Origin of the sequence: Dactylosporangium siamense, assembly GCF_016862795.1 — a bacterium.
GTDB classification, from domain to species: domain Bacteria; phylum Actinomycetota; class Actinomycetes; order Mycobacteriales; family Micromonosporaceae; genus Dactylosporangium; species Dactylosporangium siamense.
Genome location: NZ_BONQ01000154.1, coordinates 24,478 through 38,526 on the forward strand (window position 1 = coordinate 24,478; position 14,049 = coordinate 38,526).

Here is a 14,049-nt window from a genome sequence, read left to right on the forward strand (position 1 = left end):
CGCCGCGGCTTCGGGGCGCGCACCGCGACCGGTCTGCTCGCCACCGCCGAACCGCCGGGGCCGGGCATCATCGCTGACCGTTACACGCGCTGACGGTTACACGCGCTGACCGCTACCCGGGCGGACTGCTACCCGCGCGTCATCCGCTGCGGCTCTCGTGCACCAGGATCGCGACCTGGACGCGGTTGGTGCAGTCCAGCTTGCCGAGGATCCGTGACACGTAGGTCTTCACGGTCGCCACGCTCATCAGCAGCGCCGCGCTGATCTCCGCGTTGGACCGGCCCTCGGCGACCGCGTCGGCGACCTTGCGCTCCGCCGGGGTGAGCGCCTCCAGGGCCCGCACGGCGCTGTCCGCGGCGGCCCGGCGGTCGGCGGTGTCGTCGCGGACCACGTGCTCGACGAGGCGCCGCACCACGGACGGCGACAGCATCTGCTCGCCGGCCGCGACCCGCCGGACCGCGTCGAGGATCGACAGCGGCGGGGTGTCCTTCAGCAGGAAGCCGTGCGCTCCGAGGCGCAACGCCCGCAGCACGTGCTCGTCGGTGTCGAACGTGGTGAGCATCACCACCGCCGCCGGCACCCCCTCGGCCCGCAGCGCCTCGAGGGCGGCGAGGCCATCCATCCGCGGCATCCGGATGTCCATCAGCACCACGTCGGGCCGGTTGGCGCGCACGACCCGGACGGCCGCCACGCCGTCGCCGGCCTCGCCGACGAGCTCCAGGTCGGGGTTGCCGCCGAGGACCATGGCGAGGCCCGCCCGGACCAGCGCGTCGTCGTCGACGACGACGACCCGGATCATGCCCGCCACGGCAGCCACGCCTCGAGGTGGAACCCGACCTCGCCGGGCTGCTGCGCCGTGCTGCCCGGCTGCGCTGTGTGGCCCGGCTGCGCTGTGTGGCCCGGCTGCGCCGTGTGGCCCGGATGCGCCGTGTGGCCCGGCTGCGCTGTGTGGCCCGGTTGCGCCGTGCTGCCCGGCTGCGCTGTGTGGCCCGGCTGCGCCGTGCTGCCCGGCTGTGCTGTGTGGTCCGGCTGTGGTGTGCGGCGCGGCCCGTGCCGCAGCCGGCCGCCGGCCAGGGTGACCCGCTCCGCGAGGCCGACCAGGCCGGACCGGGAGCCGGGCAGCGCGGGGCGCACCGGCTCGGCCGGCAGCGGGTTGCGCAGCCACACGTGCAGCTCGCCGCCGTCGGTCCGGTCGAGGCGGACGGCGACCTCGGCGCCCGGGGCGTGCTTGCGGGCGTTGGTCAGGCCCTCCTGCACCAGCCGGAACGCGGTCCGGTTGACCGCGGCCGGCAGCGTCTCCGGCCCGGCGGCGCCGCCCCGGCCGTCGAGCCGGCCGGCGATCCGGTTGTCGAGGTGGACCGGGGTGCCGGCGAGGCGGACCTCCTCGATCAGCTCGTCGAGGTCGGCGAGGTCCTGCCGGGGGCGCAGCCCGTCGTCGTCGCTGGTGCGCAGGACGCCGAGGATCTCCCGCAGCTCCTCCATCGCCTGGTGCGCGCTGGCCCGGATGGTGCCCCCGGCCGCCGCGACCTGCTCACCGGAGAGGTCCCGGCGGATCTCCAGGGCGCCGGCGTGCAGGCTGATGAGGGAGATCCGGTGCGCGAGGACGTCGTGCATCTCGCGGGCGATCCGCTCCCGTTCCAGCCCGCGCAGCAGATCGGCGTGCTGCTCGGCCTCCGCCTCGGCGCGCACGGCCCGCTCCCGCAGCGACACGATCAGCTCCCGCCGGGTGCGCACCGTCACCCCCCACGTGACCACGAGCGCGAGGATCATCACGGCCGCCGTGTTGATGCCGACGAAGTGCAGGTCGGGGTCCGGATACAGCACCGTCAGCGGGATCGGCACGACGAAATGCGCGGCGGCGACGGCGAGCGCCACCCGCAGCGGCCGGTGCACCGCCACCGTGAACACCGCGATCGTCGTGGCCGCGCCGACGAAGTCGGTCAGCGCCGCCGGGATCAGCAGCAGCAGCGCTACCTGCACCGGCCACCGCCGCCGCCACCACATCAGCACCAGCGTCGGCACCGACACGGCCGTCGACAGCAGCAGCCGCTCGTCGCTGATGGTCCCGTTGTCCAGGGCCAGCGATGCGATGACCACCATCGTGAGCGCGGAGAGCACGAACACGCTGACGTCGACGACGATGTTGCGCGCCCTGCTGCCGGAGGTCCTGCCGCCGCCGGCGCTCATGACCGCACCAGGGGACGCCAGTGCTGCGTGGTGCCGTCGTCGCGGACCGTGTAGCCCAGTTTCTGCACCTCGTCGCGCAGCTCCGTGGCGTCGGTGGCGCTCTTGTTCTTCAACGCGACCGCCCGCGCGGCGAGGACCGCGTTGACGGCGCCCGGCAGGTCCGGCAGGTCCGGGACCCAGCGGCGGAACAGCTTCGCATACGGGTCGTGCTCCAGCCACGGGTAGCCGTGCGCCCGGAACGCCGCCGCCACGCGTGGACCGCCGGCCCCTTCCAGCCGCTCCCGCACCACCTGCTTCGACTCCCCGTCGAGCACGACCAGGTGCCGCCCGTCGACGAACACCGCCGAGACCTCGCCCCGCGGCACGCTGCGGTCGGTGTCACCGAGCCGCAGCCGCAGCCCGCTGTCGGCGACGGTCACCCGCAGCGTCTCGTGGATCGCGACGAACGCGAAGACCAGGGCGAGCAGCAGGCCCGCGCCGACCAGCGCGACCCGGCCGAACCCGGCGCCGAGCGCGTCGACGAGCCGCAGCGGCCCGCCGAACGGCACCCACGGCAGGCTCAGCAGCCACCGCGCCAGCACCGGCAGCACCCACCCGACGGCGAGCCCCACCAGGGGGAAGCCGACCCAGATCAGCCACCGGTCGCCGCGCGAGAGCCCCAGCTCGTGTTCCGCCATACGACTCACGGTAGGCAGCCCCGCCGCCCCCGGACAGTCTCCGAAAGTCGACGCGTCCATCGCCATCAGCCGTGGCTGTGGCTGCTGGGGGTGCTGTCGCCGCTCGGGGTGATGTGCACCGACTCGACCCACGACGGCGGCAGCGGCGGGTTGGCCCCGATCAGCCCGGCGATGAGCCGGCAGGCGGTTGGCTCGTCGGGCCACGGGGTGCCGCCGTCGGTGAGGACGACCACGATCTGCGGCCGGTCCGGCGAGCGCAGCGCCGCGGCGATCCCGACCCGCATGTCGGTGCCGCCGCCACCGCCGAGCTCCACCTGCTCCGCCTTCACCACCCGGGTCACGGCGTGCACGTCGGCGTCGCAGGCCACGACGGTCACCCGGTTGCCCCGGATGCCGACGGTCCGCAGCACGCCGGTCACCTCGCCCAGCGCGGCGGCCAGGTCGTCGGCGCCCATCGAGCCGGACGTGTCGACGACGATCGCGACCCGCGGCAGCGGCCGCCGCAGGCTCGGCAGCACCACCCCGCGCATCGCCCCGGTCCGCCGTCCGGGCCGCGCATACGTGTAGTCGACCGCGCCGCTGGCCCACGCGACCGCCTGACGCAGCGCACCGGTCAGCAGCCGCCGCCAGTCCACGACGGGCTCGGCGATCTCGTCGGCCCAGCGCTGCCAGCCGCCGGGCACGGTGCCGCGGGACCGCACGTGGGCGCGGATCGCGTCGGCGGTCTGCCGGCGGATCGCGACCGCTTCCACGTCGCGGACGCCGGGCCCGGCCCCGTCGCCGACCTCGCCGTCGACCGGGGTGCCGTGCGCGCCCGACCCGCACTGCACCAGGTGCTCGTGGGTGTGCGGCACGCCGGCCAGATACTCCTCGAACAGCCGCCCCTCGGGCAGCCCGAACGTCTTGGGCTCCACCCGCGACGCCGGCAACGTGAGCCGGTCCGCGATCAGGTCGTCGTTGATCTCGCAGTCCTGGGCGAGGTTGACCCGCAGGTGGTCGGCGCGGTCCGCGGCGGGCAGCCGGTCCGCTCGCCCGTGGTGGTCACGCAGCAGGTGCGCCACCTCGTGCACCCACACCCCGGCGAGCTCCTCGACGCTGTGCCCGTCGACGAACTCGGGCGACACATACAGCCGCCACCGCCGGTCGACCCCCATCGTCGCCAGGTGCCGGCTCGGCACCACCGACAGCGCATACAGCGCCGTGGCCAGATACGGCCGCAGCATCGCCGCCTTGTAGCGCGCCGCGAGCAGCTTCGTGCGGTCCAGCGCCCGCGCCGCGGGCACTTCAGGCACGGCGGCCTCGGGCGCGGCGACCTCAGGCGTGGCGACCTCGGGCACGGCGGTCATCGCAGCGCGCCGGACAGGCTCAGGATGTCGATGAACGCGTCGATGGTCGCCGGCACCGGCCAGGTCTTCTCACGCATCGCGGCCAGGTCGGCGGCGGCGCGGGCGGCCACGTCGGGCACCCCCGCGTCGACGGCCTTGCTCAGCACCGTCCAGCCCGCCTCCCACCGCTCGCGGGTCGTGTTGCTCTGCACGGCCGACACGACCGCGGTCAGGAACGCCAGCTGCCGGTCGCCGCGGGTCGGCAGCTGGAACGCGTCGGGGTTGGCCAGGACCCGGTTCGGGTCCGGCAGGTCGAGCTCGTCGAGGTAGTTGACCAGCTCCAGGCCGGCCCCGTCGCCGATCGCGCCGATCAGCGCCGTGGACAGCGCGGCCCGCGACGCGTCGCTGGCCATGCCGAACGTCAGCAGCCGCAGCGCCATCTCCCAGGTGCGCGGCGACGGCCACGCCCCGCCGCGGGCCTCGGCGTCGGCGGGCAGGTGGTGGGTGAGGCCCGGCCGGGCGGTGAGGAACCCGGACAGCGTGCCCCGCGCCCGGGCGAGCGCCGACGCCGCCCGCTTCGGGTCGACGCTCGGGATGTCGGCGGTCGGCCAGGTGCCGGCCAGGCCCCGGGCGACGACCGCGGGGTCGTGGGTCCAGTGCAGGTGGACGAACCGGTTCGCGAGGGGCGGGCTCAGGTGCCAGCCGTCGGCGGCGCTCGCCGGCGGGTTGGCGGCGGCGACGACCCGCACGGCTGGCGGCAGCTCGAGGCTGCCGACGCGCCGCTCCAGGACGACCCGCAGCAGCGCCGCCTGCACCGCCGGCGGCGCCGAGGACAGCTCGTCGAAGAAGATCAGGCCGTAGCCGCGCTTCGCGAGCCGCACCGCCCAGTCCGGCGGCGCCATCGGCACCCCCTGTGTCGCGGGGTCGTCACCGACGACGGGCAGCCCGGCGAAGTCCGACGGCTCGTGGATGCTCGCGATGACCGTCTCCATCGGCACCTGGAGGCGATCGGACAGCTGCTGCAACGCCGAGGACTTGCCGATGCCGGGCTCGCCCCACAGCAGGACCGGCAGGTTGGCGGAGACGGCGAGCGCGAGGGCTTCCAGCTGGGTGTTGTCCCGGCGCTCCACCCGGGTCGAACGGGTCGCGGCGAGCAGCTCGTCGGCCGCCGCGAGCAGCGTCAGCGCCGTGGGTTCTGCGGTCATGGGCGACACGGTAGCGGCCACGTACGACATTTCCCGACCACATTCCCACGGTCAGGACTCCAGCAGGAACCACAGGTCTTCGAGGCACCCGGCGGCCCGGGCCAGGTCGGCCCAGCCGGCGCCGGCGAACGTGACGGCGCTCACATCCGCGCCCATCGTGACGAGCGCCCGGACGGTGGTCGCCGCCCCGCCGTTGGCGACCGCGAACAGCAGCGGCGTCAGGCCCGCCCGGTCGCGGGCCTCCAGGTCCAGCCCCGCCGCCAGGAGCTCCAGCAGCAGCGTCTCGACCAGCTCGGCGGTGTCGCCCCCGCCCGGCAGGTGCGCGAGCAGGTGCAGCATCGTGCGCCGCTCCGGGTCCCGGAAGTACGGATCACCGCCCGCCGCCAGCCACGCCAGCAGCGCCGGGGCGTCGCCGTGCCGCGCCAGCCGTACCACCGTGTCACGGCGCAACCGCAGCACCTTCGGCAACGCCGCCAGGGGGTCGTGCCAGCCGAGGTCGCCGGGTTCGGCGAACCGCCAGACACCGTCGCGGCGGACCCGGACCGGACCCACGCCCGGCTCCGGCGCCGGCGGCATCGTCGACAGCGCGGGGAACAGCGCCGCACCGACGAGGGGATGCAGCGCCGAAGCCGGCAGCATCCCGAGCCGCACCAGGTCGGCGTCGACGGGCCGCTCCACCAGCGCCGCCGGCAACCGCAACGCGGCCCCGGCGCCGTCCTCACCGGCGACACCACTGACCGTTGTGTCCCGGACCTGGGTGGTGTACGCCCCGTCGACGTGATCCAGCAGCACCCCCTCCGAGGGGGCACCCGCCGACCGGATCGCCGCACGGAGCCCGGTCAGGTTCAGCCGCCACACCCGTCGCGCCGCCGGAGCGCCGGGCCCGCGCAGCTCGGGCCGGCGGCCGACCAGCGCCTCCAGGTCGAAGCCGGCGAGGCGCCACGCCCCGATCCAGTCCCCGGCGTCCTGCATAGCGATGACGTGCTCGGCGAGCCCCCACGCCTCCCGCGGCAGCCGCGACCCGCCGGCGTCGAGGAAGAGCCGCCCGGTCAGGGCGCCCGTGTGCCGGCTGTCCCAGCGTTCCCGGCTGTGCACCAACGACCCCCGCCACGAGTCCGGCGGCACGGCACCGTAGCGCAGCGCCAGCCGCTCGGGCGCGCGCCGCAGCACGAACAGCGCCCGGGTCCCGCCGTAGACGTTCAGGAGCGTGACGGGCTGCGCCGGGTCGAGGTGCCAGCGCAGCAGGTCCGGCACCAGGTGCCGCAGGTCGTCCTCGACCCGCTCCGCGACCGCGCCGCCGTCGCCGTGGGCGATCGCCGACGGGTCCAGCTCGACGTCCACGTGCGCCGCCGCGCAGGCGCCGCGCCAGTCCCCGGCGAGGCGCCGCGCCGTGGCCGCCGTGATCATCCAGGCGGGCACCCCGAGCCGCCGCGTCCACCGCGCTGCCGCGAGCTCCCGGCGCCAGCTCACGACGCCAGCTCCCGCAGCGCCCGGATCGCCTGCGGGGTGCCGCCCTCGGCGACGGCGTGCTGCGTCGGCGTCCGCCCGGCCCGGTCGCGGGCCCGCGGGTCGAGCCCGGCGTGCCGCAGGCGGGTCACGACCGGCTCCGGGTCCGGCAGCCACGCGATCAGGTGCAGCAGGGTCCGGCCGAGGTGGTCCCGCAGGTGCGGGTCGAGGCCCGCGTCGAGCCACGCGGCGATCGCCGGGGCGTCGCCGTTGACGGCGTGCAGGACGATGTCCCGGCGCCGCAGCCGCAACACCTTCGGGGTCCACGCGTCGGGGGCGCGCCATCCGGCCCGCGCCGCGAAGCAACCGCGCAGCGGCGCCCCGCCGAGGGCCCGCAGCGCCAGCTCCCGGCGCATCTCCTCGCCCGTGTGGTGGCCGTCGCCGAGCACGTGCCACACACCCTGGCACCGGACCCGCACCGGTGCCAGGTCGGGGACCGGGTCGGGCGGGCCTTCGAACAGCCCGGCCAGGCCGGGGAAGAGCGCGTCGCCGACGAGCGGGTGCAGCTGCTCCATCGGCAGCAGCCCGAGGCGGACGAGGTCGAAGTCCACCACCCGTTCAGCGCGCACGACCGGCAGGTCCGGCTGTGGCACCGGGGCACTTGGGTAGGACACCCGTAGGTCCGCGTCGACGGACAGCTGGGCGGTGAACCCCAGGACGTTCCCGCCGCTGAGCCCGACCCGCACCCGGTCCCGGCGGCCCGTCCGGATCTCGCCCACAGCGGCGCGCACCTGGGCGAGGTCCGGCCGGCTCTCGCGCAGGTGCCGCTCGATCCAGTGCCCCCGCTCGACCAGCGCCTGCAACGCCCGGACGTCGAAGCCGGCCACGTTCCACGCGCGGACCCAGTCGCCGGCGTCCTGCGCGGCGATCACCCGCTCCCGGTCGGTCCACGCCGCCTCGGGCAGCCGGTCACCGGTCGCGGTGAAGAACGGCAGGTGCCCGTCGTAGCCGCCGCAGCGGTCCAGCAGCGCGCCGGCGTGCCGGCTGTCCCACCGCTCCCGGTCCTGCGAGAGGTCCTGCAAGAGGTCCTGCGAAAGGCCCTGCGACTGGTCGTGCGACCGGTCCGGCGAAACGTCCTGTGGCGCGCCGCCGGCGCGTTCGGTGAACACGAGCTCGAGCCGCCGGCTGGGCGTGCCGGGGTGCCGCGGGCGGATCCGCAGCGCCATCGGTCCGTACCCGGCCAGCCGCACGTCGACCGGCCGCAGCGCCGTCGCCGGGGCCGCCCCGATCAGGTGCCAGCGCAGCAGATCCGGGGCGAGATGCCGCACGTCGTCCTCGACCGCGGCGGCGACCGCGGCGCCGTGGTCCCGCCGGATCCGGGCGAGGTCCAGGGCGACGTCGACGCCGGCCGCGTCGCAGGCGCCCCGCCAGTCGCCGGCGAGCCGCCGCCGGGTGGCCTCCTCGATCATCCAGCGGGGCACCGTGAACCGGCGCACCCGGTGCCACCCGCGCAGCTCGCGGCTCACTCGGCCGTGCCACACGGCGGGCTCACTCGCCTGGTGGTTGCAGGAACTCGAGCTCCGGGCGGCTGAAGCGGTCCAGGGTGTCGAAGAGGGAGACGCCGTTGTCGTCGACGGTGCCGGCGTCGGCGCCCGCCTCGAGGAGGGCGAGGACGAGCTGGGCGGTGCCGGTGTCGTACACCGCCGTCTGCAGCGGGGTCATGCCCCGCCGGTCGCGGGCCTCGACGTCCAGGCCGGCGGCGACGAGCCGGCGGAACAGGGTCAGGTCGTCGGGGGCGGCCATCAGCCCGCTGATGTGGTGCAGCAGCGTCCGGCCGTGCGGGTCACGGGCGTGCGGGTCGACGCCGGCGTCGAGCAGCTCCAGGACGCCGGGCAGGTCGCCGTGCTGGGCCCGCAGCATGAGGTCGCGGCGCAGTTCGCGCAGGGCGCGGGGGAGCGTCGAACCCGGTTCGCGCCAGGCCCGTTCGGCGGCGATACAGCCGTGCACCTGACCGCCGAGTGCGGACAAGGCCTGTTCGCGGCGGCGTTCCTCGTCGTCGTGCGGGATGTCGAAGCGTCCGCCGCTCATCCGCACGTGATGCCACGCGCCGTCCCGGCACCGCAGCCGGGCCTCCGCCACCGGAGCCGGAAGGACCCGCGGCGCGAGCGGCCCGGCCTCGGGGAAGAACGCGGCGTGCACGAGCGGGTGCAGTGACGAGACCGGCAGCACGCCCGCGCGGATCAGCTCGGCGTCGACCGGCCGCTGGAACGGCGCCGGGTCGAGGTGCCAGTCGGCGTCGCGGTCCTTGTAGCTGACCCTCACCCACGTGCCGGTCAGCTGCTCGCCCTCGAACCCGGTCAGCTCGACCAGGTTGGTCCAGCCGAACGGGATGCCGACCCGCTCCGACCCACGGTCCCGGGCCGCGGCGACGACGGCGGCGTGGTCGGCGAGGAACCCCTGCCAGTGCTGCTGGAGGATCCGCGCGTCCCACCGGCTGGCGGGCAGCGGCGGATCGGAGACGTCGACGCCGGCCGCCTGCCACGCCTCGCGGCCCTGCCCGGCGTCGTGCAGGCTGAGGATCCGCTCGGTGAGCCCCCAGGCCCGCTCCGGCAGCGGGTTGCCGGCCGGGTCGAAGAACGGCAGGTGGGTCCAGCCGCAGCCGGCCAGCAGCGCCCCGGACTCACGGGCGTCCCACAGGGACCGGCGGGTCCGGTAGTCGTGCAGGGCGTGGAACGGCCGCGGGCCGTCGTCCCACTCCCAGTCGTCCCACGCGCCGGGGTCCAGCGGCTCGTCCGTGACGAAGAGCCGCAGCCGCTGGGAGCCGAAGCCGAGACGGGTGCCGCCGACGTAGAGCGCCGGCCCCTTGACGGTGCCGTCACCGTCGCCGCCTCCGGCGAGGTGCACGACCTGCCGGGCGTCGAGGTGGGTGTCGCCGCGGCCCGGCTTGCGGGGCAGGTGCCAGCGCAGCAGGTCGGGCGCGAAGTGCGCCAGGTCGTCCTCGAACGGCGTGTAGTCCCCGGGCGCGACGTCGACGTTCGCCGCGGCGCAGGCGGCCCGCCAGTCGCCGGCGAGGCGGGCGGCGGTCGCGGCCCGGATCATCGACGGGGGCGTCGCCCAGCGCCGGATCCGGCCCCAGTTCCGGGCGCCCGCGCGGCTCAGTGTCGTCACCGGTACACGCTCACGATCTCGCTGCCGGATCCCGTGCCGGCATCCGCCGGCGGGAGCAGCGCGCTGATGGCCCGTTTCACGCGGCGCGGGACGTCCGGGCCGAGCGCGAGGCGGGTCAGGTCGGTGGAGGGCAGCGCCGCGAGGAGCGCCTTGGCGCCCCGGCCGCCGACGCCGGTGTGGCGCAGGTCGAGCCGGCGCAGCCGGGTGCCGGGCAGCGCCGCGGCGAGCAGCGCGGCACCCTCGTCGCCGACCATGTTGTCGGCGGCGCCGAGCACCCGCAGCGACTGCGGCCGGCTCAGGTCGAGACTGTCCAGCACGGACAGCCGGTCGGCGATCCCGGCGACCGCGGCGGGGGAGAGGCCGTTGCCGCCGAGCCCGAGCGTGCTGCCGGCTGTGGTGACGGCTTGGACGACGGGTGCGACGCCGGCGTCGCCGAGGCGGTTGGCGGCCAGGAACAGGCCCCGGACGCCGGCCTCCCGCAGCAGCCGCGCCAGCAGCGGACCGGCGGACGGGCCGAGGCCGTTGCCGCCGAGGAAGACCCGGGTCACCGGGGTGGGCCGGGCGGCGAGCGCGTCGACGAGCGTCTCCAGGCCGGCGGTCGTCAGCCCCGTGTTGACCAGGTCGACGGTGTCGATGGTGGTGTTGCGGCGCAGCGTCTCCGCGAGCGCGGCCACGCCCTCGTCGCCGAGCGGGTTGCGCTTGAGCCACAGCGCCCGCACCCGGTCGTCGGCGGCGAGCCGCTCGAACAGTGGTGCCGCGCCGGCGGCGTCGATCGCGTTGCAGCCGAGGTACAGCGTCTCCACCCGGTGCCCGTCCGGCAGCCCTTCGGCCAGGGCGGCGGTGCCGGTGGCGCCGAGCCCGTTGGTGCCCAGCAGCAGGTGCACCGCGTGCGGCGAGCCGACGACCCGGTCCAGGACCTGGGTCACGCCGGCCGCGCCGAGCCCCTGCTTGCACAGGTCGACCCGGCCGTCGGGCTGCAGCGTGCCGAGCGGGAAGCGCTCGGTGCCGCGCACCGGCTCCGGGTCGGCGAGCCGCCGCAGCAGGGGCGACAGGTCGGCCAGGTCGGCCTGCGGCACGGCCGGCACGGCGAGCACCGGGCAGGCGATGTCGGGAGCTTCGTCTACCACTGCACCACCTGGTAGTCCTTGAGGAAGACACCGGAGATCCGGTCGCCGTGCACGCCGCGGACGATCGGATCGTAGACCCGGGCGGCGCCGTCGACGACGTCGAGCGGCACCCGGAAACCGGCCTCGTGGAAGGCCTCCTTCGTGCCCTGCGGCCGCTCGTCGGTGACCCAGCCGGTGTCGACGCTGGTGACGTGGATGCCGTCGCGGGCGTAGTCGGCCGCGATGGTCCGGGTCAGCATGTTCAGCCCGGCCTTGGCCATGTTCGTGTGCGGGTGCCGGCTGGTCTTGTTGCGGCGGCTGAAGCTGCCCTCCATCGCCGAGACGTTGACGACGTAGCGGTCGGGGTGCGGCGACGCCAGCAGCAGCGGGCGCAGCCGGGCGGTGAGCAGGAACGGCACGAACGAGTTGACGACCTGCACCTCCATCCACTCCCGGGGGCTGACCTCGTGCAGGTGCAGCACCCAGCTGTTGACGGGACGCAGGTCGAGCGGCTCGCCGGTCTCGTCGACCGCGCCGAGCGGGAAGTAATCCACAGTGGAGCGCAGCGCGGGCACCTGCGTCGCGGGCACCACCGGCACCGGCGGCGGCGACGTCGTCCCGGCGGCGGCACCCTCCAGCGCGGCCGTCTCGGCGGCCCGCAGCGAGCGGTGATACTCGAACGGCCGGGAGATGGTCTGGGCCGCGTTGTTGATCAGGATGTCGAGGTGGCCCCAGCGGGCGGTGACCGCGTCGACGAGCCCGACGACCGCGGGCAGGTCCAGGAAGTCCACGCCGTGCACCCGGAGCCGGTCCTGCCAGTCGGTGAAGTCGGCCTCGGCGGCGAAGCGGCGCGCCGCGTCGTGCGGGAAGCGGGTGGTGACGATGACGTCGGCGCCGTCGCGGAGCAGCTTCAGCGCGGTCTGGAAGCCGATCTTGATCCGCCCGCCGGTGACGAGCGCGCGTCGGCCGCGCAGGTCGCACCGGGCCGTGCGGCGGGCCGTGTTGCCGGTCGAGCACGGCACGCACATGAGCGGGTACGCCCGGTTGACCGTGCGGTAGTGCTTCTTGCAGACGTAGCAGCGCCGCGCCCGCAGCAGCGCGGCGTCGTCCTGCCCGGCGCCTTCCGGTCCGGCGTCTCCGTCAGCGGTCAGCACCCGGAGATCGTGGGTGCTGGTCGCGGTGCGCCGGGCCGTCCGCTGGTGCTTCTTGCGGCTCTTGTACGCACTGACGACCGCCTCGCGCACCACCGGCGCTGACGGGTCGTCGTCCGCGTCGTTGAGCGCGGCGAGCACGCGCAGGCACGCCGCGACGTCGGAGGGGTCCAGACGAGGCACCGGCAGAGCCTAGCCGCTGTGCGCAAGCGGTGAGATCGGGGCAGAGCCGGTCGGAATCGAACCGACGTCCTCCAGCGTGCTGTGCCGGCGCGACGACCTCTGCGCTACGACCCTGCCGGCGGGTAGCTTAGTACCCTCGTGCGCGGTTGGTAGAGCTGGTGTAGCACAAAGGTGTTGCCGTCGGGGTCGGAGAAGCTCGTGACCCGCGAGAACGGCCCTTCCTCGATGGGTCCGTCGAAGATGATGCCCCGCTCCGACAGCTCCTCGAAGGTCTTCTCGATGTCGTCGGTGTCCAGCACGATGCCGCGCAGCGAACCCGCCGGCATGGTCTCGAACCAGGTGACGAGCGTGAACGCGGTCTGGCCGTGCTTGGGCGCCACCTCGACCCACCGGCGGTCGCCGGAGTCGTTGTCGCTGACCAGCTCCCAGTCCAGCGCGTTGACGTAGAAGTCGCGTGCCCGGTCCTGGTCGCTCACCGGGATGGACACGATCTGCACGTGATCGATCGGCATGCTTTGCAGGGTACCGCCGGAAGTGTCCGTCTCGTGGCGAATTGCCCCTCTTAGAGCAGGACCCATTCGGTGTGCACGGCGGCGCCCTCGACGGGCTCGCACCGCAGCCGCACCGACCCCGCCACGACACCCTGGAACCGGAACCGGCCCTCACCGTCCACGTCGGTCTCGACGCTGCCGGAGGGGGACTCCAGCACCACCCGCGCCGGCACCGCCGGGGACACCTCGCCGACCATCTCGACGGCGCCCGCCCGGGTCGTCGCCTGCACGTCGATCGTCAGCGAGCCGCCGAAGAACGACAGCAGCCGCGGTGACCCGCCGCCCCGGACCGCGACCAGCCGCGAGGCGGCCGAGTCGGCGGTGAGCTGGGCCAGGGCCGCGTCCGGGTCGCGCCAGGCGATGCTGGCCCGCGCGGCGGCGAGGACGTTGTCCGGCACCGGGTCGCGCCGTCCGGCGATGTCGCGCAATGCCCTCAGCACCTCTTCCTCCCCGATCATCGGGTCGGCCCTGCCCAGAACGTCATGTCGAACCCAATCTGCGTCGCAGCGTGCCGAGGCAGCGCTGCCGGGTCGGTCCGATGCTGCCGACCGGCAGGTCGAGCGCGGCCGAGACCTCGGCGTAGCTCGGCGGGGGGTCGGCGATGAGCACCCGCAGCAACTGCTGGCAGGGCTCCGACAGCGTGCGGAACTCGTGCCACAGCGCGGCGTCGCGCTCGTCGCGCAGGACGCCGGCGTCGGGCTCCTCGTCCGAGCTGGCGAGGCTGCCGGCCAGGGTGCCGACGAAGTCGGTGGCCGCGCCCGCCGGCACGTCCCGCCCGCCACGGCGCAGCAGCGCCAGGGCCTCCCGCCGGGCGGTGGTGGCGAGCCATGAGCCGAGCTTGTCCGGATCGCGAACGTCGTCGATGTGCTCGACCAGGCGCAACCAGGTGGCCTGGCTCACGTCGGAGGCGTCGGACTGGGCGAGCTGGAAGCTGCGCGCGACCGACCAGACAAGGTTGGCATATCTGTCCACGATGGACTCCCAAGCCTTCTGGTCGCCGGTGGCGGCCGCCCTCAGGACCTCGGCGTTTTCAGGCTCAGCCATGGTCTC

At 75.2% G+C, this 14,049-nt stretch carries 13 protein-coding genes and 1 tRNA gene; all 14 read right to left on the bottom strand.

Going from position 1 to position 14,049, the window contains the following annotated elements; translation table 11 throughout:
* Positions 1-139: 139 nt before the first annotated feature.
* Entirely contained in the window at positions 140-799 is a 660-nt protein-coding gene (locus tag Dsi01nite_RS46865) for a response regulator (protein ID WP_203852957.1), read from the bottom strand.
* Positions 796-2,187, bottom strand: coding sequence for a sensor histidine kinase (locus Dsi01nite_RS46870; protein WP_239136770.1), 1,392 nt, complete (start codon positions 2,185-2,187; stop codon positions 796-798). Before Dsi01nite_RS46870 ends, Dsi01nite_RS46865 begins: the two co-directional genes overlap by 4 nt.
* Positions 2,184-2,864: a YqeB family protein gene (locus tag Dsi01nite_RS46875; RefSeq protein ID WP_203852958.1), complete on the bottom strand. Its 681-nt coding sequence runs from the start codon at positions 2,862-2,864 to the stop codon at positions 2,184-2,186. The genes Dsi01nite_RS46870 and Dsi01nite_RS46875 overlap by 4 nt, the downstream gene beginning before the upstream one ends.
* Positions 2,865-2,929: 65 nt before the next feature.
* Positions 2,930-4,201, bottom strand: a complete 1,272-nt coding sequence (locus Dsi01nite_RS46880; RefSeq protein ID WP_239136772.1) for a vWA domain-containing protein — start codon at positions 4,199-4,201, stop codon at positions 2,930-2,932.
* A 5-nt stretch (positions 4,202-4,206) separates the two neighbouring features.
* The gene (locus Dsi01nite_RS46885) at positions 4,207-5,394 is read right to left on the bottom strand and encodes an AAA family ATPase (RefSeq protein WP_203852960.1); all 1,188 of its coding nucleotides are present in this window, start codon (positions 5,392-5,394) and stop codon (positions 4,207-4,209) included.
* Positions 5,395-5,445: 51 nt separating this feature from the next.
* Complete coding sequence (locus tag Dsi01nite_RS46890) at positions 5,446-6,864, bottom strand: hypothetical protein (RefSeq protein WP_203852961.1); 1,419 nt, start codon at positions 6,862-6,864, stop codon at positions 5,446-5,448.
* Positions 6,861-8,381: a hypothetical protein gene (locus tag Dsi01nite_RS46895; RefSeq protein ID WP_203852962.1), complete on the bottom strand. Its 1,521-nt coding sequence runs from the start codon at positions 8,379-8,381 to the stop codon at positions 6,861-6,863. The genes Dsi01nite_RS46890 and Dsi01nite_RS46895 overlap by 4 nt, the downstream gene beginning before the upstream one ends.
* 7 nt (positions 8,382-8,388) lie before the next feature.
* On the bottom strand, positions 8,389-10,008 hold the full coding sequence (locus tag Dsi01nite_RS46900; protein ID WP_203852963.1) for an ankyrin repeat domain-containing protein: 1,620 nt from the start codon (positions 10,006-10,008) through the stop codon (positions 8,389-8,391).
* Positions 10,005-11,135, bottom strand: coding sequence for a leucine-rich repeat domain-containing protein (locus tag Dsi01nite_RS46905; RefSeq protein ID WP_203852964.1), 1,131 nt, complete (start codon positions 11,133-11,135; stop codon positions 10,005-10,007). The genes Dsi01nite_RS46900 and Dsi01nite_RS46905 overlap by 4 nt, the downstream gene beginning before the upstream one ends.
* Complete coding sequence (locus Dsi01nite_RS46910; RefSeq protein ID WP_203852965.1) at positions 11,129-12,448, bottom strand: SDR family NAD(P)-dependent oxidoreductase; 1,320 nt, start codon at positions 12,446-12,448, stop codon at positions 11,129-11,131. The genes Dsi01nite_RS46905 and Dsi01nite_RS46910 overlap by 7 nt, the downstream gene beginning before the upstream one ends.
* A 41-nt stretch (positions 12,449-12,489) precedes the next feature.
* Positions 12,490-12,562, bottom strand: a tRNA-Ala gene (locus Dsi01nite_RS46915).
* Positions 12,553-12,960 carry a VOC family protein gene (locus tag Dsi01nite_RS46920; protein WP_203852966.1) on the bottom strand — a complete coding sequence of 136 codons (408 nt, stop codon included), beginning with the start codon at positions 12,958-12,960 and terminating at the stop codon, positions 12,553-12,555. Before Dsi01nite_RS46920 ends, Dsi01nite_RS46915 begins: the two co-directional genes overlap by 10 nt.
* A 50-nt stretch (positions 12,961-13,010) precedes the next feature.
* On the bottom strand, positions 13,011-13,457 hold the full coding sequence (locus Dsi01nite_RS46925; protein WP_203852967.1) for a hypothetical protein: 447 nt from the start codon (positions 13,455-13,457) through the stop codon (positions 13,011-13,013).
* A 22-nt stretch (positions 13,458-13,479) separates the two neighbouring features.
* Positions 13,480-14,043 (bottom strand): RNA polymerase sigma factor, encoded by a 564-nt coding sequence (locus Dsi01nite_RS46930; RefSeq protein WP_203852968.1) that lies wholly within the window; start codon positions 14,041-14,043, stop codon positions 13,480-13,482.
* Positions 14,044-14,049: the final 6 nt, after the last annotated feature.